Genomic DNA, 25,196 nt, shown 5'->3' with positions numbered 1-25,196 from the left:
AGACCGGACCGCACGGGACAGTGCTCATACGTTCAACGGAGAACGAAGAACGGGGCAGTGATGCGTAGCAACAGCAACACCATCCGGACAAACAGGGCCGTCACCCCACTGGCCGCCCTTCTCGCGGGAGCCCTGGCGCTCACCGCCTGCAGTGGCAGCGACGACAAGAAGAGCGACGGCGGCAGCAGCGGCGGGGCCACCGAGAGCGGCTCCACCGTCTCCCTCCCGAAGCTGAACGGCGCGAGCCTGGAGGTCGCCGCCGTCTGGACCGGCACCGAGCAGGCCAACTTCAAGAAGGTGCTCGCGGAGTTCGAGAAGCGCACGGGCGCCAAGGTCACGTTCGTACCCGCCCAGGACCCGATCATCAACTTCCTCGGTTCGAAGATCGCCGGAGGCCAGCCGCCGGACATCGCCCTGCTGCCGCAGCCCGGCGCCATCAAGCAGGCCGTGGACAAGAAGTGGGCCAAGCCGCTCGGCGCCGACGCACTCAAGGAGCTGCAGAAGAACTACTCCCAGGGCTGGCAGGACATCGGCAAGGTCGACGGCAAGCAGTACGGCGTCTACTACAAGGCCGCCAACAAGTCGCTGATCTGGTACAACGCCAAGGCGTTCGAGAACGCGGGCGCCAAGGAGCCCAAGACCTGGCAGGAGCTGCTGACCGCCGCGCAGGCGGTGTACGACTCCGGTGTCACCCCGTTCTCGGTCGGCGGCGCCGACGGCTGGACCCTCACCGACTGGTTCGAGAACGTCTATCTCTCCCAGGCGGGCCCGGAGAAGTACGACCAGCTCGCCCAGCACAAGATCAAGTGGACCGATGCCTCGGTGAAGCAGGCGCTCACCACGCTCGCCCAGATCTGGGGCAAGAAGGACTACGTCGCGGGCGGCGCGGACGGCGCCCTGCAGACCGAGTTCCCGGCCTCCGTCACCCAGACCTTCACCGGCGGCGACCAGCCGAAGGCGGCCATGGTCTACGAGGGCGACTTCGCGCAGGTCAACATCGGTGACACCAAGGCGAAGGTGGGCACGGACGCCAAGGTGTTCCCGTTCCCGGCGGTGGGCTCGGCCGCGCCGGTGGTCTCCGGCGGTGACGCGGCCGTCATCCTGAAGGACTCCAAGGCGGCCCAGGCCCTGGCCACCTTCCTGGCCTCACCGGACGCGGCGACGATCCAGGCGAAGCTCGGCGGCTATCTGTCCCCGAACAAGAACGTGCCGGACTCGGCGTACCCGAACGCGGTGCAGCAGAAGATCGCCAAGGCGCTGATCGCGTCCGGCGACGACTTCCGCTTCGACATGTCCGACCAGGCCCCGCAGGCCTTCGGCGGCACCCCCGGCAAGGGCGAGTGGAAGGACCTTCAGGACTTCCTGAAGAACCCGAAGGACGTGGCGGGAGCCCAGGCGAAGCTGGAGAAGGACGCGGCGGCCGCGTACGGGAACGGGAGCTGATCCGGCCATGGCGTCGGCAGCGGCGGCGGGGGCCCCACGGGGCCCCGCCGCACCGAAGAGTCGCAAGAGCGTGACCGGCACCCGCAAAACCGTGGCAGCGCTCTTCCTGCTGCCCGCCCTGGTGCTGCTCGGCGCGCTCGTGGTCTACCCGATCGGGTACTCGCTCGTCCGCAGCTTCTACAACGCCGACGGCGACGGCTTCGCCGGAGTCGACAACTACAAGGCCCTGTTCACCGACGACGGCATCCGCACCGCCCTGAAGAACAACATCATCTGGGTGGTGTTCGCGCCCACGGTCTCCACCGCGCTCGGTCTGATCTTCGCGGTGCTGACCGAACGGGTGCGCTGGGGCACGGCGTTCAAGCTGGTCGTCTTCATGCCGATGGCGATCTCGATGCTGGCGGCCGGCATCATCTTCCGGCTGGTGTACGACCAGGACCCGGACAAGGGCGTCGCCAACGCGGTCTGGGTCGGCGTCCACGACACCTTCGCCCAGTCCTCGGCGTTCCCCAAGGCGCACCCGGGCCGCGAGTCGCCGCTCGAGCCCGACGCGGGCGGCTTCATCACGTCGGCGCCCGTGCGCACCGGCCAGGTCGTCACCCTGCCGCTGGTCGGCGTCGCCCCCGACCAGATGCCGGACAGCGCGAAGAAGGCGGCGGCGGCGAAGCCGGAGCCGGGGAAGATCACCGGCACGACCTGGCAGGACTTCACCCGCGGCAAGGGCGTCGGCAAGCTGGGCGCCCCCGACCCGTCCGAGCTGGGCTACCCGGGCATGCGGATCGAGGCGGTCAAGGACGGCAAGGTGGTGGCCTCCACCAAGGCCGCCGGCGACGGCACCTTCACCCTTCCCGCCAAGGCGGACGGGGCCCGGCTGCGGCTGCCCGCGAGCAACTTCAAGGAGCCGTACAACGGCGTCGACTGGCTCGGCCCGTCGCTGGTCACCCCGGCCATCATCGGGTCGTACGTCTGGATGTGGGCGGGCTTCGCGATGGTGCTGATCGCGGCCGGGCTCGCGGGCGTGCCCCGGGAGCTGCTGGAGGCGGCGCGCGTCGACGGGGCCAGCGAGTGGCAGGTGTTCCGCAAGGTCACGGTGCCGCTGCTCGCACCGGTCCTCGCGGTCGTCACCGTCACCTTGATGATCAATGTGCTGAAGGTCTTCGACCTGGTCTTCATCATCGCGCCGGGCTCCTCCCAGGACGACGCGAACGTGCTGGCGCTGGAGCTGTACCGCAAGGGCTTCGCGGAGAGCCAGCCGGGCATCGCGAGCGCGATCGCGGTGTTTCTGCTGCTGCTGGTGATCCCGGTGATGCTGTTCAACATCCGCAGGCTCAGGCGGGAGGTGCGGCGATGACGACCCACGCCGGAAGCATCGGCAAGGTGGCGCCGGTGGAGACCGTGCAGGCCAGGCAGTCGCTGGGCTCCAGGCTCGTGGAGAAGCTCGGCGGCGGACTGGTCCGCGTCTTCCTCCTCGTCGTCGGCCTGTTCTGGCTGGTGCCGACCATCGGCCTGCTCATCTCCTCCCTGCGCACACCGGAGGACATGAGCGCGACCGGCTGGTGGAAGGTGTTCACCAAGCCCTCCCAACTGACCTTCGACAGCTACCAGAAGCTGCTGGAGAACAGCGACATCACCAACTCGCTGTGGAACACCGTCCTGATCACGGTCCCGGCGACCGTCCTGGTCGTGGTCATCGGCTCCCTGGCGGGCTATGCCTTCGCGTGGATGGAGTTCCCGGGCCGCGACTGGTGGTTTTTGGGCGTGGTCGGCCTGCTGGTCGTGCCGGTGCAGGTGGCGCTGATCCCGATCGCCGAACTGTTCGGCAAGATCGGCCTGTTCGGGACGATCCTCGGGGTGATCCTGTTCCATGTGGGCTTCGGCCTGCCCTTCGCGGTGTTCCTGCTGCGGAACTTCTTCGCGGAGATCCCCCGGGAGCTGCTGGAGGCGGCCCGGCTGGACGGCGCCGGTGAACTGCGCCTGTTCGCCCGGGTGGTGATGCCGCTGGGCGGACCGGCCATCGCGAGCCTGGGCATCTTCCAGTTCCTGTGGGTGTGGAACGACATGCTGGTCGCGCTGGTGTTCACCAAGTCCGGCAGCCAGCCGATCACGGTCGCCCTGCAGACGCAGGTACGCCAGTTCGGCAACAACATCGACGTCCTGGCACCCGGCGCGTTCATCTCCATGGTGATCCCGCTGGCCGTGTTCTTCGCGTTCCAGCGGCAGTTCGTGTCGGGCGTGATGGCGGGCGCGGTCAAGTAGTCGCTTTCACTGCCCTGTTGAAGGGGCGGGCCGGACACCGGCCCGCCCCTTCGCGTTCACCGCGTGTCCCCCACATGCCGTACGAACCGTAACCAATTCACTCCATCGGCCGTTCCCGGGCAGAACGCCCGCGCCGACCGACCCATGGATGTCCCTTGCCCAGGTTCAGTGTCATTGTCCCCGCGTACAAGGTCCAGGCGTACCTGCCCGAGTGCCTGGACTCGGTGCTCTCGCAGTCGTACCCCGATCTCGAACTGATCGCCGTGGACGACCGCTCCCCGGACGCCTGCGGGGCGATCATCGACGAGTACGCGGCCCGCGACCCGCGCGTGCGGGCGGTGCACCTGCCGGAGAACCAGGGCCTGGGCCCCGCCCGCAACGCGGGTCTGGAGCAGGCCACGGGCGACTACCTGGTCTTCCTGGACAGTGACGACACCCTCACCCCGGACGCGCTGCGCGCCATCGCCGACCGGATCAAGGAGACCGGCGAACCGGACGTCCTGGTCTACGACTACGCGCGCACCCACTGGACCGGCGAGGCCGTCCGCAACAAGGTCGCGTCCCAGCTGGCCGAGCGGGGTCCGGCCCCCTTCCGGCTGGAGGACCGCCCGGGCCTGCTGAAGGTGCTGATGGTGGCCTGGAACAAGGCCTACCGGCGGGAGTTCGTCGAAGGCGAGGGCTTCCGGTTCCCGCCGGGCTACTACGAGGACACCCCGTGGACCTTCCCGGTCCTGATGACGGCGCAGTCCATCGCGACGCTCGACCGGGTGTGCGTGCACTACCGGCAGCGCCGGCAGGGCAACATCCTGCGCACCACCAGCCGCCGGCACTTCGACGTGTTCGAGCAGTACGACCGGGTGTTCGCGTTCGTCGCGCGGCGGCCCGAACTCGCCCGGTGGCGGCCGGTGCTGTACCGCCGCATGATCGACCACCTCGCGACGGTGTTCACCCGGCGCGACCGGCTGCCACGCGGCTCCCGCGCCGAGTTCCTGCGCATGGCCCGCGCCCACTGCCGCCGCCACCACGCCCCCGGCGCCCCCGCCCCCCTGCGCGTCCGCCTCCGCCACTGCCTGGTCCGCCTGGGCCTGCACCGCACCTACCGCGTCCTGCAGCTGACCTCGGCCACGGCCCGCCGCACGCTGAAACTGGCCGCCAAGCTCGCCCGGGCCGTCCGGTCCGCCGCGCTCCAGCTGCACTACCGCGTCCAGCTGCGCCTTCCGCTGCGCGCCGACCGCGCGGTGTTCGCCGCCTACTGGGGCCGCGGTCACGGCTGCAGTCCGGGCGCGCTGGAGGCCGCGTTCCGCACCCACGCCCCGCACGTCCGCACCGCCTGGATCGCCCGCCCCGAGCACCAGCACACCGTGCCGCCGGGCCCGCGCCGCCTGCGCCCCGGCACCGCCGCCTACTGGACGGCGCTGGCCCGCTCCAAGTACCTCGTCAACAACGTCAACTTCGACCGCCGCCTGGTCAAGCGCCCCGGCCAGGTGTTCGTGCAGACCCAGCACGGCACCCCGCTCAAGCACATGGGCCTCGACCTCCAGGAGCGTCCGGCGGCAGCCCGCGGTATGGACTTCGAGGAGCTGCTGGGGGGCGTCGACAAGTGGGACTACGTCCTGTCCGCCAACCGCCACACCACCCTGACCTGGGAACGCGTCTACCCCGGCCGCTACACGACGCTGGAGTACGGCCTCCCGCGCAACGACGTCTTCCAGCGGGCCACCGCCGCCGACGTGACCCGGCTGCGCGAGTCGCTCGGCATCCCCCGGGGCACGGTCGCGATCCTGTACGCCCCCACCCCCCGCGACTACCGCCGCACCCAGCGCCCCGTCCTCGACCTGGACCGGATCCTGCGCCGCCTGGGCCCGCGCTACATGATCCTGGCCCGCGCCCACCACGGACAGCAGGGCCTGTTCACCGAGGGCACCCGGATCGTCGACGTCAGCGACCACCCCAGCGTCGAACAGCTCTGCCTCGCCTCGGACGCGCTGCTCACCGACTACTCCTCGATCATGTTCGACTACGCCAACCTCGACCGGCCGATCGTCGTCCACACCGCTGACTGGGAGGCGTACGAGGCGGCCCGCGGCACCTACTTCGACCTGCGCTCCTGCCCGCCGGGCGCGGTGGCGCGCAGCGAGGACGAGCTGATCGACATCTTCGCCACCGGCCACTGGCGCGGCTCCCGCTCCACCCAGCTGCGCACCGCGTTCCGGGAGCGCTTCTGCCCGTACGACGACGGCCGCGCCGCCGAGCGGGTGGTACGGCACGTGGTGCTCGGCGAGACGGCGGGGCTGCCGAAGGTGGTGCCGCTGGAGAAGCGCAACCCGGTGCCGTCGGCGGCGGCGGCGCTCGCGCGCTCCCCGCTCGCCACCGTGCCGCAACCTTCCGGCCCCCGGCCCGTCACCGAGAGCCGCTGAACGCCGTTTGGCCTTACGGGAGTTCCCATGCCCCTGAGCACCTCGCGGCCCACCCCGTCCCGGCCGTCCACCTGGCGGCCGGCCGGGCGGCCCGGCCGCGCCCGTACGGCCTGAGCCCAGGACGACAAGGACTGGCGCCAGGACAGACAACAGGAAGAACAGAATGCCCCGCTTCAGCATCATCGTCCCGTCCCACGGGGTCGCTGGCAGGCTGTCCCAGGCGCTGGACTCGGTCCTCGCCCAGTCCTTCGGCGACCTGGAGCTGATCCCGGTCTGCGACGGTCCCGACGCCCCGGCCGCCGACGTCGCCGCCGGATACGCCGAGCGGGACCCCCGGGTGACCCCGGTCCACTCGCCGCCCTCGGCCGGTCCGGGCGGGGCGCGCAACACCGGGATGCGGGCGGCGACCGGCGCGTATCTGCTGTTCCTCGACGGCGACGACGTCCTCGTACCCGGCGCGCTGGCGACGCTGGACGCGCGGCTCGCCGAGACGGGGGACGTCGACGTGCTGTACTTCGAGCACCAGCGGACCCCGTGGTGGGAGGGCGAGCCCACCAACCCGGCGGCGCCGCTGCTGGCGCGGGCCCCGCAGGAGGCGTTCGCCCCGGGCCGGGCGCCGCGGATCACCGGCGTGCAGCTGCCCGCGTGGAGCGCCGCCTACCGCCGATCCTTCGTCGCCGAGCGCGAACTGGCCTTTCCCGACAGCTATTTCACGGATCTCGGCTGGGGCGGCCTCACCACCATCGCCGCCGAGCGGATCGCCGTACTGCGCTCGGTCCTGCTGCGGCACCGGCTGCGGCGGCAGGGCAGCCGGCTCAACCTGCCGGGGCCGCACCAGCACGAGCTGCTCGACCAGGTCGAGCTGGTGCTCGTCCGGGCCGCCGAGCGTGAGCTGCCGGCCGAGCGGGTGCGCCCGCTGTTCGAGCAGCTCTTCGCGGCCGTGCTGAAGACGGCCTCCCGGCCGGAGCGGCTGCCCTCGGGGCACCGGGCCTTCTTCCGCCGGGCGGGCCGCCTGCACCGGCGCCACCGCCCGGCCGGGTTCCGGGTGCCGGGCGGCAGCCTGGGCGTCCAGCACCGGCTGCTGGCGGCGGGGGCGTACACGGCGTTCCGCGCGCTGCGGGGCGCCAACCAGGCGACGGCGAGGGCCGTCGAGGGCGTCCCGCGTCCCCCGATGCTGCGCACCCGCCTCCGGTACGCCCGCGATCTGCGCCGCCCCCTCGACCCCCGGCTCGCCGTGTACTGCGCCTACTGGGGCCGCGGGTACGCCTGCAACCCGGCCGCGATCCACGCCAAGGCCCTCGAACTCGCCCCGCACATCCGCTCGGTGTTCCTGGTCGAGGCCGACCAGGCGCACGCCATGCCGCAGGGCGTCGACTACGCGGTGATCGGCAGCCGCCGCTACTGGGAGGTGCTGGCCCGCGCCAAGTACCTGGTCAACAACGCCAACTTCGCCGAGGGGGTCGTCAAACGGCCGGGCAGCGTGCATGTGCAGACCCAGCACGGCACCCCGCTGAAGACAATGGGCGTGGACCAGTCCACGTACCCCGTGGTGGCCGCCCAGACCGGCAGCTTCGCCAAGCTGCTCGGCCGGGTGGACCGCTGGGACTTCAACCTCTGCGCCAACCGCCACTCCACCCAGATGTGGGAGCGCGCCTTCCCCGGCTCGTACGAGGCGCTGGAGTACGGCTATCCGCGCAACGACGTCTACTACACGGCGACCGGCGAGGACGTGGCCCGCGTCCGGCGCGAGCTGGGCGTCCCCGAGGGCAAGACCGCCGTCCTGTACGCGCCGACCCACCGCGACCACCACACCGGCTTCGAGACCGGCCTCGACCTGGAGGCCTTCTGCGAGGCGGCCGGCGAGGACGTGGTGGTGCTGCTGCGCGCCCACTACTTCTACGACCGGGGGCTCGGCGGGAGCAGCGGCCGGATCATCGACGTCACCGCGCACCGCTCCTCGGAGGACGTGTGCCTGGCCGCCGACGCGCTGGTCACCGACTACTCCTCGATCATGTTCGACTACGCCAACCTGGACCGGCCGATCGTGGTGTACGCCGACGACTGGGACGTCTACCGGGAGACCCGGGGCGTCTACTTCGACCTGATGGCCGCGCCGCCCGGCCCGGTCGCCCGCACGCCGCAGGAGCTGGCCCGCGTCTTCCGCGACGGCTCGTACGCGGGGCCGGAGTCCAGGGAGCTGCGGGCCGCGTTCCGGGAGCGGTTCTGCGAGTTCGACGACGGCCGGGCCGCCGAGCGCGTCGTACGGCGGGTGCTGCTCGGCGAGCCGCCGGAGGCGATCCCGCCCGTGATCCCGCTCGCGGAGCGCATCCCCGCCCCCGCCGCCGCGACCCTCGTGAGGAGCTGACCCGCCGTGCCCCGCTTCAGTGTCATCGTCCCCTGTTTCAAGGTGCAGGGCTTCCTGCGCGAGTGCCTCGACTCGGTTCTGGACCAGTCCTTCCAGGACCTCGAACTGATCGCCGTCGACGACTGCTCACCGGACGGCTCGGGCGCCATCCTCGACGAGTACGCGGCCCGCGACCCGCGCGTGAAGGTGCTGCACCTGCCGGAGAACGTCGGTCTCGGCCGCGCCCGCAACGCCGGACTGCCCCAGGCGAGCGGCGACTTCCTCTTCTTCCTCGACAGCGACGACACCCTCACCCCCGGCGCCCTGAGCGCCATCGCCGACCGTCTGGAGGAGGCCGGCGACCCGGACGTGCTGGTCTTCGACTACGCGCGCACCTACTGGTGGGGCACGATGCGCCGCAACGTCCTCGCCCACCTGCTCGCCGAGGCCGGCGCGGGCACCTTCACGGCGGCCGAGTACCCGCAGATCCTCGACCTGCTGATGGTGGTGTGGAACAAGGTCTACCGGCGCGACTTCGTGGAGGAGAACGGCTTCGAGTTCCCGCCGGGCTACTACGAGGACACGCCCTGGACCTTCCCGGTCATGCTCAGCGCGGGGCGGATCGCCACGCTCGACCGGATCTGCCTGAACTACCGCCAGCGCCGCCAGGGCAACATCCTGTCCACCACCAGCCGCAAGCACTTCGACATCCACGACCAGTACGAGCGGGTCTTCGCGTTCGTCGACTCCCGACCCGGCCTCGGGACCTGGCGGCCCTATCTGCACCGCAAGATGGGCGAGCACTGCCTCGACATCCTGGCCAAACCGGACCGGTTGCCGCCCGCCGACAAGGCGGAGTTCTTCCGGCGCACGGCCCGGATGTTCCGCGCGCACCGGCCGGAGGGCGCCCGGGTCGACGGTGAGGTGCGGGTGCTGGCGGGCACCTACGCGATGTACCAGGTCAAGCGGCAGGCAGGGCGGGCCGGCCGAGAGCTCGGGCGGCGCGGGCTGCAGGTCCGCAAGGCGGCGGCCGGGCGGGCGAAGCGGGGTCTGGCCGGGCTGCACGCCCGCCGCCCGCTGGACGCCGGCCTCGCCGTGTACTCGGCGTTCTCGCACAAGGGGGTGCTCGGCGACCCGGCGGCCGTGTACCGCAAGGCACGCGAGATCGCCCCGCACATCCGGGGGGTGTGGGTGGTGCGGGACGCCGAGGAGGCGCGGCACCTGCCGCCGGATGTCGAGCACGTACTCCTCGACTCCCCGCGCTACCTGGACGTGACCGCGCGGGCGAAGTTCTTCGTCAACAACGTCAACTGGCCCGGCACCCTGGTCAAGCGGCCCGGCAGCGTGCACATCCACACGCATCAGGGCACGCCCCTCAAATACATGGGCGCCGACCTGCTGGGCAAGCCCGGCGCACGGCACGGCTTCGACGTGCCGCAGATGCTGCGCAGGGCCGACCGCTGGGACCACAGCCTGGTCGCCAACCGCCACTCCGAGCTGGTGTGGGAGCGCGCCTACCCCTGCCACTTCACCTCGGCGCGCACCGGCAGCCCGCGCAACGACGCCCTCGTCGAGGCGGCGCCCGACGGCGGGGCCGGGTTCCGGGCCCGGCACGGCATCCCCCAGGAGCACACGGTCGTGCTGTACGCGCCGACCCGCCGCGACTACCGCCGGGGCGGTCACGTCGACCGCGTGGACCTGGCCCGGTTCGCCGCCGGCCTGGGCGAGGACCACACCCTGGTCGTCCGGCTGCATCCGACCCTCGCGACCGGCCCCGCGCGCGGGCTGGGCCTCGCCGAACTGCACCGGCGGGGGGTGCTGGTGGACGCCACGGACGAACCGCACGTGGAGGAGGTCATGCTCGCCTCCGACGCGCTGGTCACCGACTACTCGTCCCTGATGTTCGACTACGCCTGCCTCGACCGGCCGATCGTCGTGCACGCCGACGACTGGGCGGCGTACGTGGCGAGCCGGGGCGCCTATCTGGACATCACGGCCGAGGCGCCGGGCCATGTGTCGCGCTCCCACCGGGAGCTGGCGTGGCTGTTCTCCTCCGGGGCGTGGCGGGACGAGGAGTCGGCCCGGCTGCGGGCGGGGTTCCGGGCCCGGTTCTGCGAGTTCGACGACGGGCGGGCCGCCGAACGGGTCGTACGGACGCTGATGCTGGGCGAGCCGATGCCGGAGCGGGAAGCCGCCCGGGTGCCCGGCCCGGCCGCCGGTCACGACCTCCTCGCCTCGACATGAGGCCGCGCACCTGGGTCCTGGTCCTGGGCGCGGTGTTCGCGCTGCTGCAGCTCGCCAACGTCACGGGCCGGGACACCCCCGACTCGAAGAACTACGTCTCGTACGCGCTGAGCCTGCGCGGTGAGAGCAAGCGGGCTGCGGCCACCGCCACCATCGACTGGACGTGTGCGGGCCGGGCGTCGCTCGCCCGTCGTGGCCAGAGCGTGGACGTGGTCGGCTTCCATTCGCCGAGCCCCACCCGGCGGGTGCTGGCCGAGTGCCGGGCCGAGGAGTGGCGGCGGGTGGACCGGCGGCTGCGGGCCGGGCGGACGGACGGCCGCATCGTGCCGTTCACGGGCTCGCGCCTCAGGCGGATCTTCGAGGTGCGGCCCGGCTACCCGGTGTTCCTGGTGCCGTTCGTGACGGTGTTCGGGGTGACCTGGGGGGTGTGGGCGGCGAGCGTCCTGGTCACGGTCGCGGGCGGGGTGCTGGTCTTCCTGGTCCTGCGCACCCTGTCCGTGCCGGTGCCGCTCGCGCTGACCGGGCAGGCGCTGTACTACGCCCTGCCGTGCGGCACGACCGCGATGCGCCCGATGGCCGAGGGCCTGATGCTGGCGCTGACCCTGACGGCGCTGTGGGGCTGCGCGCTGGCCCTGACCCGCCGGGCCCCGGCCGGGGTGGCGCTGGCCGCCGGTGCGCTGCTCGCCCTGTTCGCGGTGAAGCACTCGCAGTCGCTGTTCCTCGGGCTGTGCCTGGCCGTGGCGGGCACAGCCGTCGCGGTGCGGCGCCGGCGGCGCGGCGGAGCCCCGGGGCGCGGGGTGACGGCGGTCTCGGCGGCGGGCTGCTGCGCGGCCCTGGGCACGGTGCTGCTGGCCCGGCTGCTGCACTACCCGTCGGAGTCGGAGAGCCTCCAGGACCTGCTCACCGGCCACTTCTCCCACCCGGACCGCGGCCACCCGTGGCGGGAGCTGCTGCACCTGGAGGTGAACTTCTGGGTGGAGTGGGGCCGGCGCCAGTTGTGGGAGCCGCTGTTCGTCGCGGCGCTGGCGGCCGGGGCGTGGGGCGCGGTGCGGCGGCCCGCGTTCGGCTGCTTCCTGCTGGCGGCGGCGTTCACCGGGATCCTCACGCAGGCCGCGCACCCCGACATCAACATCTGGGGCGGCCGGCTGATCGTGCTGGCCTGGCTGCTGCCGGTGGTCGGGGTGCCGCTGCTGCTGGAGCCTCTGCCTGCCCGGCGTCCGCTGCCGGTGCCCGCGCAGGGGCACGCCGAGCCAGAGGTTCCCTCGATGAGGTGACGGGATCCGGGGTTACTCGATGACGAGGTCGACGTCGATGTTGCCCCGGGTGGCGTTGGAGTAGGGGCAGACCTGGTGGGCGGTCTCGACCAGCTTGCGGCCGGTCGCCTCGTCCAGGGTCTCGGGCAGCTCCACGCGCAGCGTGACCTTCAGGCCGAAGCCCTCGCCCTGCTTGCCGATGCCGACCTCGGCGGTCACCGCGGCGTCGCTGACGTCCACCTTCGCCTGGCGGCCGACCAGGCCGAGGGCGCTGCCGAAACAGGCGGCGTAACCGGCGGCGAAGAGCTGCTCCGGGTTGGTGCCCTCGCCGTTGCCGCCCAGTTCCGCCGGCGGGGCCAGCTTGAGGTCGATCCTGCCGTCGGAGGAGACGGCGCGACCGTCACGGCCGTGGGTGGCGGTGGCGACAGCGGTGTAGAGCGCGTCCATGGATGACCATCCCTCTCGAAGTCATGGTTGCGGCGGCCACTTCCGGCGGCCGCCTCACGACCACAAGTAGAGCACACAATTAAGTTGCACACAACTAAATGGCTCGCAAGAGCTATCCTGGAGCAATGACCGCCAACCCGTCCCCCGCCACCGAGCCCGACTGGCTCCGCCTGGACCGCCAGATCTGCTTCTCCCTGCACGCCGCGTCCCGCGCCTTCAACGGCGTCTACCGAGTGATCCTCAAGGACCTCGGCCTCACTTACCCGCAGTACCTGGTGATGCTGGTGCTGTGGGAGCAGGGCGACCTGCCGGTCAAGAAGCTGGGCGAACATCTGCGCCTGGACTCCGGCACGCTCTCCCCGCTGCTCAAGCGGCTGGAGGGGGCCGGCCTGGTCCGCCGGGAGCGCAGCGCGCGCGACGAACGCTCGGTGGAGGTGCGGCTGACCGAGGAGGGCGCCGCACTGCGCGAGCGGGCCCTTCAGGTGCCGCGCCGCATCCTGGAGGCGACCGGCTTCGACATCGGCGAGATCGGCGAACTGCGCACCCACCTCGACCGGCTCACCACCGCCCTGGACGCAGCCGCGCTGGAGGAGCCAGGCTGCCGGTAGCCAGCGTCCTGCGGACGTAGAGCCGCAGGATCACCCCGTCCCGCACGGATTCCTCGCGCAGGGCGAACCGGTCCCGTACGGCGGCCAGCTTGGCCCGGTCGGTGGGGTTGCGGGGGAACCAGGGCGCCTGGACGGTGTGCCGTTCGGCGATGACCCAGACCCGGTCGAGGCCGGCCAGTCTGCGGCGCAGCAGGCGCGGGTCCACCTCACGCCCGTACAGGGTGCCGGACGCGGGCGCGCCCGCCGCCAGCGCCACGTCCCGGGTGCCGCGGAACCCCGCCGGGTAGGCCAGCGCCGTGCTGCGCGCGTGGGACGGGAGGAACAGCACCGGGTCGCCGGGGCGCAGTTCGCGGGCGGCGTCCGTGGAGATGGCGGCGAGGTTGTCGGGGCGGTGGTCCGGCGAGCGGTCCTGGCGCAGTACGGGGAACTGGTGGACGAAGGCGAGGGTGACGGCCAGGACGCCGGTGAGGGTGAGGAGGGGGGAGCGGGTCCACGGGCGCTCCGCGGCCACCAGGCGGCCCAGCGCCTCGATCAGCCGGTCGGCCCCGGTCGCCACCAGCAGGGGCGCCCCCGCGAGCGCGTACAGCACATAGCGGTCGACGTACAGCGGCGTGATGTGCGAGGCCAGCATGAGGACCGCGGGCGGCACCACCGCCAACGGCAGGGCCACCGCCGGGCACGTCACCTCACCGCGCCGGCCCGGGAGCCGGGTCAGCCCCAGCACGGCGAGTGCGAGGCACACCCAGTACACGGTGGAGTCCGGTCCCACGAACTCCCGCAGCAGCGCCCACGCGGTGTCCGCGGTCGGTTCCCGCAGCCAGGCGACCTGCGCCGACTGCGCGTGCGAGACCACCACCATCGGCAGCAGCACGAGCAGTACGGCCCCGGCCGCGCGCCCCCACGCCCGCCACACCCCGGCCCGCACCCGGGCCAGCGCGAGCGTCGCGGCGTGGGCGAGCAGCAGCAGGACCGCGAATTCGTGCAGCCAGCAGGTGACGCCGAGGACCGCGCCGTACGCCCACCAGGACCGCCCGCCGGCCGGCACCGCCCGTACCAGCAGCAGGGTCGCCCCGGCCGCGCCGGCCGCGACCAGGGCGTAGGAGCGGCCCTCCTGCGCGTAGTGCCCGACCATCGGGGTGACCGCGTAGAGCAGCCCGGCCCACAGTCCGACCCGGGGCCGGACCAGCCGGGTGCCGAGCGCGGCGACCAGGCCGGCGGCCACCGCCGCCGCACCCACCGACGGGAGCCGCAGGAGCACCTCGCCGGGATGCGCGGCCAGGACGGCGTGCATGAGCAGGTAGTACAGGCCGTGCACCGCGTCGACATCGTGCAGCAGCCGCCAGATCTGCGGCACCGTGCGCCGCGCGACCTGGAAGGTGACCGCCTCGTCGCGCCACATGCCGCCGCGGTCCAGGCCCCACAGTCCGAGCACGAGCATCACGGCCATGGGGACGACCGTCGCCGCCGTACGGCGGACGGAGCTCGACTTCGGGTTGACCAGGGGACGGATGTTCACCACGGCCCGATCTTTTGCGATTAGCCAACGTTTGATGAGTATTGACGGCGTATCAGCATGGATATACCATCCACGCGGCTTACGCTCCCCTGTGATGAATAGCCGACTGCTCCCCCTCGCCGCCGTCTGGCTGACCACCCGCGCCGCGATGCTGTGGCTGCTCGCCCACTGCTCCGCGCCCCTGCTGGGCCGGGGCGCGGTGGCGCGTGAGGTGTGGCGGCTGTATTTCCACTGGTACGGAGTGCTGTCCGGGGGCGCGTTCCCGGCGCACGACACGCTGTGGCAGTACCCGCCGGGCGCGGGCGCGGTGCTGCTGGCGCCGGGGCTGCTGCCGGGGCTGACGTACTTCCGGGCGTTCGTGGCCCTCACGCTCGCCGCCGACGCGCTGATCGCGCTGGCGCTGGTCCGCGCGGGCACGCGGCCCGGCCGCAGTCTGCTCGGGGCCGCCCTGTGGGTCGGGTCCCTGCCGCTGCTGCTGCACCTTCCGCTGGCCCGGTACGACGTGCAGGTCACCGCGTTCGCCGTCATCTCCCTGTTGACGTTGTCGCGCTCCCCGCGCGCGTGCGGGGTGTTCGCGGCGCTGGGCGGGCTGGTGAAGGTGTGGCCGGCGCTGGTGCTGCTGGGGGTGGCGCGGGGGCGGGCGACGCGGGCGGCTTGGGTGTGGGCGGTGGGCGCGGAGGTCGTCACGCTCGGGGTATTCGCCGGGTTGTTCAACAATCCTCTCGCCTTCCTGCGCCAGCAGGGCAACCGGGGCGTGCAGATCGAGTCCCTCGGCGGAACGGCGCTGAGCCTCGCCAGGCACGCGGGGTGGACCGGCAGGGCCCGCTACCAGTACGGCGCGATCGAGCTCGTCGGCCCGTACGTCTCCGCCGTCGCCCACGCCTGCCTCGCGCTCACGGCGCTCGCCTTCGCGTTCCTGCTGCTGTGGCGTGTGCGGGCCCGGCACTGGAGCGAGGCGACGCCCTATGACGCCGCGCTGTGCGCCGTACTGCTGTTCACCGTCACCAGCCGGGTCATCAGCCCTCAGTACATGATCTGGCTGCTGGGCCTGGCCGCCGTCTGCCTGACCTCCCGGCACACCGTGCAGCGGCCGGTGGCGGCGCTGGTGGTGGCGGCGAGCGCGGTCAGCGCCGTCGCCTATCCCGCGCTGTACGGCGAGGTCGTGGGGTGCACCTGGACGGGCTGTCTGCTGATGCTCGTCCGCAACGGACTCCTCGCGACGGCCGCCGTCCTGGCCCTCGTCCGGCTGTGGCGCTCCAGCACGCCACCCCCGGCCGCGGAGACCGCCTCCGTGAAGGAACCCCGCTCCGGCTCCGGCCGTCTTCCGCATCGAGCGCTGAGCGCCCATTAGCGGGTGATTACGCACCATTCCTACGATTCCGTTACGTGGACGCCATGCAACCGGACCTCCCGCAGCCTCCGCCCGTCGGCGTCGTCGTCATCGGGTACAACGACGCGGCCCATGTGACGGACGCGGTGCGTTCGGCGCTCGCCCAGGGGGCGGCCGTCCGCGAGGTGGTGGCCGTCGACGACTGCTCGACGGACGGCAGCGCCGAGGCGCTCACCCGGCTGGCCGCCGCGGAGCCGCGGCTCAGGGTGCTGCGCCGCCGGGTCAACAGCGGCGGGTGCGGCAGCCCGCGCAACACCGGGCTGGACGCGGTGACGGCGCCGTACGTGATGTTCCTCGACAGCGACGACGTACTGCCGCCCGGCGCGGTGGACGCGCTGCTCACGGCGGCGACCGAGGCGCGCGCGGAGGTCGCGGGCGGGCTGTGCGTGCGCCGGGAGCTGCCCTCGGGGCGCGAACAGCCCTGGCAGGCGCCCCTGTACACGGCGCACACCGTTCTCGCGCGCCCTTCCCAGCGGCCCCGCCTGGTCCACGACACGCTCTGCGTCAACAAGCTCTACCGCACCGGCTTCCTGCGCGAGCACGGCATCCGCTTCCCCGAGGGCCGGTTCCTCTACGAGGACTTCGTCTTCACCGCGCGCGTGCTGGCCGCCGGGCCGCGCGTCGCCCTGGTGCCGGACCCGGTGTACGTGTGGCACGTGCGCCGCTCGGCCGACCGGCTGTCGCTCTCGCTGGACCGGGCCGACATCGACAACTGGCGGGCGCGGACGCAGGCGTGCGCACTGGCGTACGAGATCCTGCTGGGCGCCGGGCAGAAGGAGCTGGCCCGGGCGGCCCGCGCCAAGTTCCTCGACCACGAGCTGCGGATATACGTCCGCGAGCTGGAGATGCGGGACGCGCACTACCGGCGCGCGTGGTGGGAGCACACGCGGGCGCACCTCGCGGCGTACGACGCGGCCGACTGGGAGCTCAACCCGACCGCGCCGGGCCGTCTGATCGCACGGGTCGTCCTGGAGTCCCCCGAGCCCCGCGACCTGCCCCGCCTCAAGGAGCTCGCCGCCCGGCCCGCCCGTCTGCTCCCCCCTTACGCACAGGCTCCCGACGGCACTCCGATCTGGTCCGCCGACCTGCCCCGGCCGACCCTGGCCCCCTTCCTGACCCGCCCCGTCCGCCTCCTCCCGCTCGCCGTCGACGCGGAACTGCGGCCCCGCGCGCGGGAGACGCGTCTGCGTCTGCGCCTGCACGACCTGTACGGCCGGGTGGCGCAGGCCGGGCCCGAGGCGGTGGAGGCGGAGTGGCGGCGCCGCGACGACGGACGCCCGGCCCAGCGCCGTACGACCGCGCTCATCCCGGCCGCCGACGGCTCCTCCTGGACGGCGGTGACATCCGTCGACCCCGGCGCCCTCGGCACCGGCACCTGGGACCTGCGGCTGCGGCTGCGCTTCACCGACGGCACGCACCGCGACGTGACGGCGCACGCCGTACCGGGCGCCGGTCTGCTGCGCCCGCGCGCCCTGCCGAGCGTCCGGCACGGCGTACTGCTGGTCCGGCCGTACGCCACGCACTCCGGCGCCCTGGCCCTGCGCGTGGCGACAGGAATGAGGGGAATTGTCGCGGTTGTCCGCACACGGCTGCGCCGCCTGCTTGACTGAGAGGCGTCACCAAGAGGCGACCCGCACACCACCACGGGCCACGGAACGAGGGGACGGCCACATGACCTGGTTGATCACCGGCGGCGCCGGCTACATCGGGGCGCACGTCGTCCGGGCGATGACCGAGGCCGGGGAGCGGGCCGTGGTGTACGACGACCTGTCCACCGGCATCGCCGAGCGCGTGCCGGCGGGGGTCCCGCTGGTGGTGGGCTCCACGCTGGACGGTGGCCGGCTGGCGCGCACGCTGGCCGAGCACTCGGTCACCGGCGTCGTCCATCTGGCGGCCAGGAAGCAGGTGGCCGAGTCGGTGGACCGCCCGCTGCTCTACTACCGGGAGAACGTGGAGGGGCTGCGCGTCCTGCTGGAGGCGGTCACGGCGGCCGAGGTGCCGTCCTTCGTGTTCTCGTCCTCGGCGGCCGTGTACGGCATGCCGGACACCGCCCGCCACGGTGACCCGGTGACGGAGGAGACACCGTGCGCGCCCATGTCGCCGTACGGCGAGACCAAGCTGGCCGGTGAGTGGCTGGTGCGCGCGACGGGCCGGGCCACGGGGCTGTCCACGGCGTCGCTGCGCTATTTCAACGTGGCGGGCGCGGCCACCCCGGAGCTCGCGGACACCGGCGTCTCCAACCTCGTCCCCATGGTCTTCGAGAAGCTCACGGAGGACGCCCCGCCGCGCATCTTCGGCGACGACTACCCGACCCCGGACGGCACCTGCGTCCGCGACTACATCCACGTGGTGGACCTGGCCGAGGCGCACGTGGCCACCGCCCGCCACCTCCAGTCCTCCCCCGGCGCCCATCCGACCTTCAACATCGGCCGCGGGGAGGGCGTGTCGGTCCGCGAGATGATCGACCGCATCAACGCGATCACCGGCTACAACCGCCCCCCGACGGTCACCCCCCGCCGGCCCGGTGACCCGGCCCGTGTCGTGGCCTCCGCCGAGCGCGTCGCCGTCGAGCTCGGCTGGAAGGCCAAGCACGACGTCCAGGACATGATCACGTCCGCGTGGGAGGGCTGGGTGCGGCTGCACCCGGAGGCGGCCCGCTCCTGACCGGCGGACCCGTCGCCGGCGTCAGAGTGCCTTGAGGGCGGCCGTGGTCGCCTTCGCGAGGGCGGCCAGGTAGCCCTTGGGGAGCTTGGGGTTGCGGATCACGACCGAGCGCCAGTACAGGGGTCCGGAGATCAGGTCGAGGGCCAGTTCGTCGTCGACGCCCGTGCGGAGCTCGCCGCGCTGCTCGGCCGCCGCGATGATCTTGCTGGCGACGCCCTCCTGCCCGTCGCGCAGGGCCTTCTGCATGGCCTCGGCGATCTCGGGATTGCGGGCCGCCTCGGCCTGGAGGTCGGGGATGATCTGCGAGGCGACGGGGTGGCGCAGCGCGCGGGAGGTCACCTCGTACAGCAGCCGCAGGTCGCCCTCCAGGGAGCCGGTGTCCGGCACGGGCAGGCCCATCACCGCGAGCGCGGAGACGACGTCCAGGACGAGGTGCAGCTTGGAGCGCCAGCGGCGGTAGACGGCGGTCTTGCCGACGCCCGCGCGGCGCGCGATGCCCTCGATGGACATGCGCGCGTAGCCGCTGACCGCGAGTTCCTCGAAGACGGCCGCCCGGATGGCCTCGGTCACGTCCTCCCGGAGCACGGCCGCCCCGGCGGGGGTCCGCCGGCGCGGACGCGTCCTGGGCTCGTCGGCGTTCGTCGTCATGCGGTCCAGCATAGGGCGTTACGACGAAACGGTTGCGTTCCGACGTCCACTCGGCCTACGCTCACGTTGCGACGATACGGTCCCGTCCCGACGTAAGAAAACGTGAAGAGAAGCGTAAGGAAACGCCGGGCGACGCGGACCCGGCGCCGGCCGGACGCGCGCACCCCCACCCCCCGAGCGAAAGCAGCGGATGTGAGCCAGGTTCTCCACACACCGCCCCGGACCCCGGTCCCGGCGGACGACGACCTCTCGGCCCTGGCCGCCCGGCACGGCCTCTCGGTCAGCGGGGCCCGCCCCTCCCTGCCCGAGTACGTCCGCCGGCTGTGGGCGCGGCGCCACTTCATCAGCGCCTTCGCCACCGCCAAGCTCACCGCCCAGTACAGCCAGGCGAAGCTGGGCCAGGTCTGGCAGATCATGAACCCGCTGCTCAACGCGGCGGTCTACTACTTCATCTTCGGCGTGCTGCTGGGCACCAAGCACGGCGTCCCGGACTACATCCCGTTCCTGGTCACGGGCGTGTTCATCTGGACGTTCACACAGAGCTCGATCATGTCGGGCACCCGCGCGATCTCCGGCAACCTCGGCCTCGTCCGGGCGCTGCACTTCCCGCGGGCCGCGCTGCCGATCTCCTTCTGCCTGCAGCAGCTCCAGCAGCTGCTGTTCTCGATGGCCGCGCTGATCGTGATCCTGCTGTGCTTCGGGGTCCCGGTCGCCGCCTCCTGGCTGCTGGCGCTCCCGGCGCTGTGCCTGCAGTTCACGTTCAACGCGGGCATGTCGATGATCATGGCCCGGATGGGGGCGAAGACCCCGGACATCGCGCAGCTGATGCCGTTCGTGCTGCGCACCTGGATGTACGTCTCCGGCGTGATGTGGAGCATCGACAAGCTCACCGCGAAGGACCACCTGCCGCGCCTGGTGACGATCGCGCTGGAGACCAACCCGGCCGCGGTCTACATCGACCTGATGCGCTACGCGCTGATCGACAGCTTCCACGCCCACCAGCTGCCCCCGCACGTGTGGGCGGCGGCCACGGGCTGGGCGCTGGTCGCCGGCGTCGGCGGCTTCATCTACTTCTGGAAGGCTGAGGAGACGTACGGCCGTGGCTGACATCCTGAACGAGAGCACCGTCCCCACCGTCATCGCCGACGCCGTCGACATCGTCTACCGGGTCAACGGCACCGGCGCCGGGCGCGGCACCGCCACCGCCGCCCTCAACCGCATCCTGCGCCGCAAGCAGGCCGAGCAGGCGGCGGGCGTGCGCAAGGTGCACGCGGTCAAGAAGGTCTCGTTCGTCGCCTACAAGGGCGAGGCGATCGGACTGATCGGCACCAACGGCTCCGGCAAGTCCACGCTGCTGAAGGCGGTGGCCGGCCTGCTCCCGGTGGAGAGCGGCCACATCTACACCGACGGCCAGCCCTCCCTGCTCGGCGTCAACGCGGCTTTGATGAACGACCTCACCGGCGAGCGCAACGTCTACCTCGGCGGCCTCGCCATGGGCATGTCCCGCGAGCAGATCAAGGAGCGCTACGAGGAGATCGTCGAGTTCTCCGGCATCAACGAGAAGGGCGACTTCATCACCCTGCCGATGCGCACCTACTCCTCCGGCATGGCAGCCCGTCTGCGCTTCTCCATCGCCGCCGCCAAGGACCACGACGTCCTGCTGATCGACGAGGCGCTGGCCACCGGCGACCGCTCCTTCCAGAAGCGCTCCGAGCAGCGGATCCGCGAGCTGCGCAAGCACGCGGGCACGGTGTTCCTGGTCAGCCACAACAACAAGTCGATCCGGGACACCTGCGACCGGGTGCTGTGGCTGGAGCGCGGCGAACTGCGCATGGACGGGCCGACGGAGGACGTCCTGAAGGAGTACGAGGCGTTCACCGGCGACAAGGAGCCCAAGAAGGCCCCCCGGAAGGCGGCGAAGCCGGCGCCGAAACCGGCGGCGGCGAAAGCCCCTCTCCCCTCCTGAGCTCACCCGGCCGGCCCAAGCCCATTTATCCCTTTCATCGGATAAGTGACAGCATGTCGGGAAAGACGCGCCCGGTGACGACGAGGCGAAGGAGTCCCCACGATGCCCGAACTCAGCATCATCGTGTACGGGCCGAACACCCAGGGACACCTGACGGGACTCCTCGACTCCCTGGACGCCCACCCCCTCGCGGACGCCGAGGTGATCGTGGCCGCGGTCGGCGACTGGGCCCGGGAGGCCGCCGAGGCGCACGCCCCGGAGACGGTGGTACTGCCCCTGCCGGCCGGGACGGCCGACGCGGCGGCCCGGGCGGCGGGGGCCGCGCGGGCGTCCGGCCGCTGGCTGCACTTCGTCCACACCAAGGACGGCCTGCCCGCCGGCGCCCCCCGGATGGTCGCCGAGCGCGCCGCCGAACTGCCCGACGACGTCGACGTCCTCCTCTTCGACCACGTCACCGCCACCTGGCGGACCTCCGGCGCCCGCTCCGGCGACGGCCGCCTCCTGGCCCGCGCCGGCCGCGCCGACCTCACCCTGGACGACGCCCCCCACCTGCTGCGCCTGGCCTCGCTGCTGGGCAACCGCGCCCTGCGCGCCGACTTCTGGCGGGCACACGAGGAGCGGCTCACCACCGACGACGAGCCGTGCGCGGCGTACGCGACGCTGCTGCGCGCCGACCGGATCGCCTGCCTCAACCAGGTCGCCTACGAGGACCGCCGGCTGCGCCCCCAGAGCCTCCCGCCCCTCGCCCCCGAAGAGCGCTACGCCCTCGTCGACCGCTACGAGACGCTCCTCCCCCTGGTCAAGGAGCGCCCCGCCGCGCGCGCCGTCCTCTACGACATCATGGTCCGCGACCTGCTGCGCACCTTCGCCCGCGAGGACCTGCCCGAGCCGGTGGCCCGGGAGTTCTTCCGCCGGGCCTCCCTGGCGGCGGTCCGCTGGCGCCCGCCGGACCACCGCCGCCCGGCCGGCCTGGAGGGCGTCCGCCGCGGCCTCCTCGAAGAGGGCGCCTACACCCGCTACCGCGCCTTCCAGGCCGCCAACCGCACCCGCCGCACCGTCAGGTCGGACCTGCGTAAACGCAAGCGGAAGCTGAGCGCGAAGGTCCTCGGCCACCAGTACCGCCGCGCCCTGACCCGCCCGGTCGACCCCGGTCTGGCCGTCTTCTCGGCCTACTGGGACCGCGGGGTCTCCTGCAACCCGGCCGCGATCGCCGCCAAGCTCGCCGAACTCGCCCCGCACATCCACCCGGTGTGGGTGGTGACCAGGGAGAACGCGCCGCTCCTCCCGCCCGGCACCGACCACGTCGTCCCCGGCACCCGCCGCTACTGGGAGGTGCTGGCCACGGCCAAGTACCTCACCAGCAACGTCAACTTCCCCAACGCCGTGGTCAAACGCCCCGACGCGATCCACCTCCAGACCCATCACGGCACCCCGCTCAAGCGCATGGGCCTGGACCAGATGAACTACCCGGCCGCCGCCAAGGGCACGGACTTCGCCGCCCTGCTGGGCCGCGTCGACAAGTGGGACTACAGCGTCTCCGCCAACAGCCACTCCACCCGTATGTGGGAGCGCGCCTACCCCTCCCGCTATGTCTCCCTCGACTACGGCTATCCGCGCAACGACGTCTTCCACACCTGCGACGCCGAGGGGGTGCGGGCCATCCGCGACCGCCTGGGCATCGCCCCCGGCCGCAGGGCCCTCCTGTACGCCCCCACCCACCGCGACTACGAGGCCGGCTGGACCCCCCGCCTCGACCTCGCCACCCTGGCCGACCGCCTCGGCGAGGACACCGTCCTGCTGGTGCGCGGCCACTACTTCTACGGCGGCGCCGCCTCCCCGCTGGCCGGTCTGCGCCGCACGGGCAGGGTCGTCGACGTCTCGTCGTACGCGCCGGTCGAGGACCTGTGCCTCGCCGCGGACGCCCTGGTCACGGACTACTCGTCCATCATGTTCGACTACGCCGGCCTCGACCGCCCGATCGTGATCTTCGCCGACGACTGGGAGACGTACGCGACGACCCGCGGCGTCTACTTCGACCTGATGGCCGAACCACCGGGCCAGGTGGCCCGCACCCAGGAGGAACTGGCGGAGATCCTCACCTCGGGCGCGTGGCGGGACGAGGGCGCGGCGAAGGCGCGGGCCGCCTTCCGGCGCCGCTTCTGCGAGTACGACGACGGGCGCGCCGCCGAACGGGTCGTACGGCGGGTCTTCCTCGGCGAGTGCGAGGAGTCGCTGCCGCCCGTGATCCCCGTCGAGGAGCGCACACCGGCACCGACCCCGGAGGAGGCTGCCTCATGACCCCGGACGCCCTTGCCGTCCCCGACGCCCCTGACGTCACGGTGACGGTGATCGTCTACAACGACGCGGCACGCCTGCCCCGGGCGGTCGCCTCGCTCGGACGGCAGACCCACGCCAACATCGAGATCATCATCAGCGACGACCACTCCACGGACGACACCCCGGCCGTCGCCCGGCGGCTGGCGGCCCAGGACCCCCGCATCCGCTACCTCCGCCTGCCGGAGAACAGCGGCGGGTGCAGCGCCCCGCGCAACCGCGCCCTGGAGATCGCCCGGGCGCCGTACCTGATGTTCCTGGACAGCGACGACGAGCTGCCCCCGGGAGCGGTCGAGTCGCTGCTGTCCGCCCACCGCGAGCGCGAGATCGACTTCGCGATGGGCGTGGTCAGGCGGATACGGGTGGACAACGGCCGCCGCTCGACCTGGATGCCGCACCTGGTGGCCGAGCGCCGCACGGTCGACGGCATAGCCTCCGAGCCGCGCCTGCTGTTCGAACACCTGTCGACCAGCAAGATGTACTCCCGCGCCTTCCTGGACCGCCACGACCTGCGCTTCCCCGAGGGCATCCACTACGAGGACCAGCTGTTCTCGGCGAAGGCGTACTGCCTGGCGAAGTCGTTCACGGTCATCCCGGAGCCGGTCTACCACTGGTACATAGAGCCCTTCGCGGCCGCCGACTCCGCCTCCATCTCGAACCAGCGCCACCGGCTCGACAACGTCCGCGACCGCGTCCATGTGCAGCGTCTGATCGACGAGTTCCTGACCGAGAGCGGGCACGAGTCGCTGCGGGAGGAGAAGGACTACAAGTTCCTCAAGCACGACTTCCGCATGTACGCCGGTGACCTGCCCTACCGCGACGACGCGTGGCTGGCGTCCTTCGCGGAGATCGTCACCCCCTACCTCGGCACGCTGGCGCCCGGCGCGTACGCCCGCCTGCCCCGCCCGGAGCGTGTCGTCCTCCAACTCGTCCGCGACGGCCGCCTCGCCGAGGCCCGGCTGGCGGCACGCGGTCTGGGCCACGCGGTCGCACCGAGGCAGGTGACACCGGGCCCCGAGGGCGAGGGCACGTACTGGGGCGACCGCGTCCCGGAGACGCTCTGGGCCCGCCGCGAACTGGACGTGACCGACCTCGAACTGGACGCACGGCCCGTCCCCAGCGCCCTGTTCCGCCACGAGATCACGGACCTCACCCCCGGCCCAGGCGCCTCCCTCGACCTGACGATCCGCACCTACGACCCCGGCCTGCGCCTCCCCATCGGCCCGCAGCGCGCCGCCCTCCTGCTCAGCCCCGGCAAACGCCGTCTCACCCTCCCCTTCCGCCTGGCCCCCGTCCGCCCCGGCGTGTTCGAGGGCCACGTCCACCTCGACCTCGGCGCCGCACCGCTCCCCCTGCACGGCTTCGACGGCATCCGCCACCCGGTGCTCCGCATCGAACAGCAGGGCCTCGCCCACACGGGCATCCTCCTGGCCCCCCTAGCCTTCCCCGTCCTCAGCACCCGCCTCGCCCACCACCGGCTCATCGTGGAACCGGAGGGCCGCAACCCGGGCCGCCTGCAAATACGCTGGCGCCCCACCGGAGTGACAGCCCACCTGATCCGCCCGGCGGCCCGCCGGGTCGCCCGTTCGAGGGTGCGCCGGGCGGTGCGGCTGGTGGCGAGCGTGTTGCGCTAGCCAGGGGTGCGTGAACCGTCGCCCTGGCCGCG

The 25,196-nt window shown here is 72.4% G+C and carries 18 protein-coding genes; 15 read left to right on the top strand and 3 right to left on the bottom strand.

Annotation, left to right across the window (positions count from 1 at the left end; all coding sequences use genetic code 11):
- Positions 1-60: 60 nt before the first annotated feature.
- The 7 genes from ACZ7L0_RS11545 to ACZ7L0_RS11515 all read left to right on the top strand — a co-directional run bounded on the left by ACZ7L0_RS11545 (position 61) and on the right by ACZ7L0_RS11515 (position 11,978).
- Positions 61-1,443: an ABC transporter substrate-binding protein gene (locus tag ACZ7L0_RS11545; protein WP_471242246.1), complete on the top strand. Its 1,383-nt coding sequence runs from the start codon at positions 61-63 to the stop codon at positions 1,441-1,443.
- Positions 1,444-1,450: 7 nt separating this feature from the next.
- Entirely contained in the window at positions 1,451-2,794 is a 1,344-nt protein-coding gene (locus ACZ7L0_RS11540; protein ID WP_471242245.1) for a carbohydrate ABC transporter permease, read from the top strand.
- On the top strand, positions 2,791-3,699 hold the full coding sequence (locus ACZ7L0_RS11535; protein WP_471242244.1) for a carbohydrate ABC transporter permease: 909 nt from the start codon (positions 2,791-2,793) through the stop codon (positions 3,697-3,699). The genes ACZ7L0_RS11540 and ACZ7L0_RS11535 overlap by 4 nt, the downstream gene beginning before the upstream one ends.
- A 155-nt stretch (positions 3,700-3,854) precedes the next feature.
- Positions 3,855-6,116, top strand: a complete 2,262-nt coding sequence (locus ACZ7L0_RS11530) for a bifunctional glycosyltransferase/CDP-glycerol:glycerophosphate glycerophosphotransferase (protein WP_471242243.1) — start codon at positions 3,855-3,857, stop codon at positions 6,114-6,116.
- Positions 6,117-6,279: 163 nt separating this feature from the next.
- Entirely contained in the window at positions 6,280-8,481 is a 2,202-nt protein-coding gene (locus ACZ7L0_RS11525) for a bifunctional glycosyltransferase/CDP-glycerol:glycerophosphate glycerophosphotransferase (protein ID WP_471242242.1), read from the top strand.
- A 6-nt stretch (positions 8,482-8,487) separates the two neighbouring features.
- Positions 8,488-10,704 (top strand): bifunctional glycosyltransferase/CDP-glycerol:glycerophosphate glycerophosphotransferase, encoded by a 2,217-nt coding sequence (locus ACZ7L0_RS11520; protein WP_471242241.1) that lies wholly within the window; start codon positions 8,488-8,490, stop codon positions 10,702-10,704.
- Positions 10,701-11,978 (top strand): hypothetical protein, encoded by a 1,278-nt coding sequence (locus ACZ7L0_RS11515; RefSeq protein ID WP_471242240.1) that lies wholly within the window; start codon positions 10,701-10,703, stop codon positions 11,976-11,978. Before ACZ7L0_RS11520 ends, ACZ7L0_RS11515 begins: the two co-directional genes overlap by 4 nt.
- Before the next feature lie 12 nt (positions 11,979-11,990).
- Here the strand turns inward: ACZ7L0_RS11515 and ACZ7L0_RS11510 are convergent, their stop codons facing one another.
- Positions 11,991-12,404, bottom strand: a complete 414-nt coding sequence (locus tag ACZ7L0_RS11510; protein ID WP_471242239.1) for an organic hydroperoxide resistance protein — start codon at positions 12,402-12,404, stop codon at positions 11,991-11,993.
- A gap of 98 nt (positions 12,405-12,502) precedes the next feature.
- On the opposite strand from ACZ7L0_RS11510, the gene ACZ7L0_RS11505 reads away from it, so the two are divergent.
- The gene (locus ACZ7L0_RS11505) at positions 12,503-13,012 is read left to right on the top strand and encodes a MarR family winged helix-turn-helix transcriptional regulator (RefSeq protein ID WP_471242238.1); all 510 of its coding nucleotides are present in this window, start codon (positions 12,503-12,505) and stop codon (positions 13,010-13,012) included.
- Here ACZ7L0_RS11505 and ACZ7L0_RS11500 read toward each other — a convergent pair.
- A complete protein-coding gene (locus ACZ7L0_RS11500) occupies positions 12,963-14,531 on the bottom strand; it encodes a glycosyltransferase family 39 protein (protein ID WP_471242237.1) in 1,569 nt (522 codons plus the stop codon). The two genes, ACZ7L0_RS11505 and ACZ7L0_RS11500, sit on opposite strands and share 50 nt — an antisense overlap.
- Positions 14,532-14,622: 91 nt before the next feature.
- Here ACZ7L0_RS11500 and ACZ7L0_RS11495 point away from each other — a divergent pair, with 91 nt between their 5' ends.
- The 3 genes from ACZ7L0_RS11495 to galE all read left to right on the top strand — a co-directional run bounded on the left by ACZ7L0_RS11495 (position 14,623) and on the right by galE (position 18,582).
- Positions 14,623-15,879 carry a glycosyltransferase 87 family protein gene (locus tag ACZ7L0_RS11495; protein WP_471242236.1) on the top strand — a complete coding sequence of 419 codons (1,257 nt, stop codon included), beginning with the start codon at positions 14,623-14,625 and terminating at the stop codon, positions 15,877-15,879.
- 44 nt (positions 15,880-15,923) lie between these two features.
- On the top strand, positions 15,924-17,528 hold the full coding sequence (locus tag ACZ7L0_RS11490) for a glycosyltransferase family 2 protein (protein ID WP_471242733.1): 1,605 nt from the start codon (positions 15,924-15,926) through the stop codon (positions 17,526-17,528).
- A 61-nt stretch (positions 17,529-17,589) separates the two neighbouring features.
- The gene (galE, locus tag ACZ7L0_RS11485; RefSeq protein WP_471242235.1) at positions 17,590-18,582 is read left to right on the top strand and encodes a UDP-glucose 4-epimerase GalE; all 993 of its coding nucleotides are present in this window, start codon (positions 17,590-17,592) and stop codon (positions 18,580-18,582) included.
- Between the two features lie 21 nt (positions 18,583-18,603).
- Here the strand turns inward: galE and ACZ7L0_RS11480 are convergent, their stop codons facing one another.
- Positions 18,604-19,230 (bottom strand): TetR/AcrR family transcriptional regulator, encoded by a 627-nt coding sequence (locus tag ACZ7L0_RS11480; RefSeq protein WP_471242234.1) that lies wholly within the window; start codon positions 19,228-19,230, stop codon positions 18,604-18,606.
- A 192-nt stretch (positions 19,231-19,422) separates the two neighbouring features.
- On the opposite strand from ACZ7L0_RS11480, the gene ACZ7L0_RS11475 reads away from it, so the two are divergent.
- The 4 genes from ACZ7L0_RS11475 to ACZ7L0_RS11460 all read left to right on the top strand — a co-directional run bounded on the left by ACZ7L0_RS11475 (position 19,423) and on the right by ACZ7L0_RS11460 (position 25,164).
- Positions 19,423-20,337: an ABC transporter permease gene (locus tag ACZ7L0_RS11475; protein ID WP_471242233.1), complete on the top strand. Its 915-nt coding sequence runs from the start codon at positions 19,423-19,425 to the stop codon at positions 20,335-20,337.
- Positions 20,330-21,196, top strand: a complete 867-nt coding sequence (locus ACZ7L0_RS11470; protein ID WP_471242232.1) for an ABC transporter ATP-binding protein — start codon at positions 20,330-20,332, stop codon at positions 21,194-21,196. The genes ACZ7L0_RS11475 and ACZ7L0_RS11470 overlap by 8 nt, the downstream gene beginning before the upstream one ends.
- Positions 21,197-21,298: 102 nt before the next feature.
- Entirely contained in the window at positions 21,299-23,494 is a 2,196-nt protein-coding gene (locus ACZ7L0_RS11465; RefSeq protein WP_471242231.1) for a CDP-glycerol glycerophosphotransferase family protein, read from the top strand.
- Positions 23,491-25,164 carry a glycosyltransferase family 2 protein gene (locus ACZ7L0_RS11460; protein WP_471242230.1) on the top strand — a complete coding sequence of 558 codons (1,674 nt, stop codon included), beginning with the start codon at positions 23,491-23,493 and terminating at the stop codon, positions 25,162-25,164. Before ACZ7L0_RS11465 ends, ACZ7L0_RS11460 begins: the two co-directional genes overlap by 4 nt.
- Positions 25,165-25,196: the final 32 nt, after the last annotated feature.

This window comes from Streptomyces sp. NPDC039424 (genome assembly GCF_055639495.1).
Note: the sequence above shows the minus strand (reverse complement) of the source record. Positions and strands in the feature narration are given on the sequence as shown.

What these genes read in the sequence shown, in the direction of transcription:
- ACZ7L0_RS11460 (WP_471242230.1), top strand. Translation starts at nt 23,491, where the DNA reads ATGACCCCGGACGCCCTTGCCGTCCCCGACGCCCCTGACGTCACGGTG.
- ACZ7L0_RS11535 (WP_471242244.1), top strand. Translation starts at nt 2,791, where the DNA reads ATGACGACCCACGCCGGAAGCATCGGCAAGGTGGCGCCGGTGGAGACC.
- ACZ7L0_RS11495 (WP_471242236.1), top strand. Translation starts at nt 14,623, where the DNA reads ATGAATAGCCGACTGCTCCCCCTCGCCGCCGTCTGGCTGACCACCCGC.
- ACZ7L0_RS11480 (WP_471242234.1), bottom strand. Translation starts at nt 19,230, where the DNA reads ATGACGACGAACGCCGACGAGCCCAGGACGCGTCCGCGCCGGCGGACC.
- ACZ7L0_RS11490 (WP_471242733.1), top strand. Translation starts at nt 15,924, where the DNA reads ATGCAACCGGACCTCCCGCAGCCTCCGCCCGTCGGCGTCGTCGTCATC.
- ACZ7L0_RS11545 (WP_471242246.1), top strand. Translation starts at nt 61, where the DNA reads ATGCGTAGCAACAGCAACACCATCCGGACAAACAGGGCCGTCACCCCA.
- ACZ7L0_RS11465 (WP_471242231.1), top strand. Translation starts at nt 21,299, where the DNA reads ATGCCCGAACTCAGCATCATCGTGTACGGGCCGAACACCCAGGGACAC.
- ACZ7L0_RS11525 (WP_471242242.1), top strand. Translation starts at nt 6,280, where the DNA reads ATGCCCCGCTTCAGCATCATCGTCCCGTCCCACGGGGTCGCTGGCAGG.
- ACZ7L0_RS11505 (WP_471242238.1), top strand. Translation starts at nt 12,503, where the DNA reads ATGGCTCGCAAGAGCTATCCTGGAGCAATGACCGCCAACCCGTCCCCC.
- ACZ7L0_RS11515 (WP_471242240.1), top strand. Translation starts at nt 10,701, where the DNA reads ATGAGGCCGCGCACCTGGGTCCTGGTCCTGGGCGCGGTGTTCGCGCTG.
- ACZ7L0_RS11510 (WP_471242239.1), bottom strand. Translation starts at nt 12,404, where the DNA reads ATGGACGCGCTCTACACCGCTGTCGCCACCGCCACCCACGGCCGTGAC.
- galE (WP_471242235.1), top strand. Translation starts at nt 17,590, where the DNA reads ATGACCTGGTTGATCACCGGCGGCGCCGGCTACATCGGGGCGCACGTC.
- ACZ7L0_RS11540 (WP_471242245.1), top strand. Translation starts at nt 1,451, where the DNA reads ATGGCGTCGGCAGCGGCGGCGGGGGCCCCACGGGGCCCCGCCGCACCG.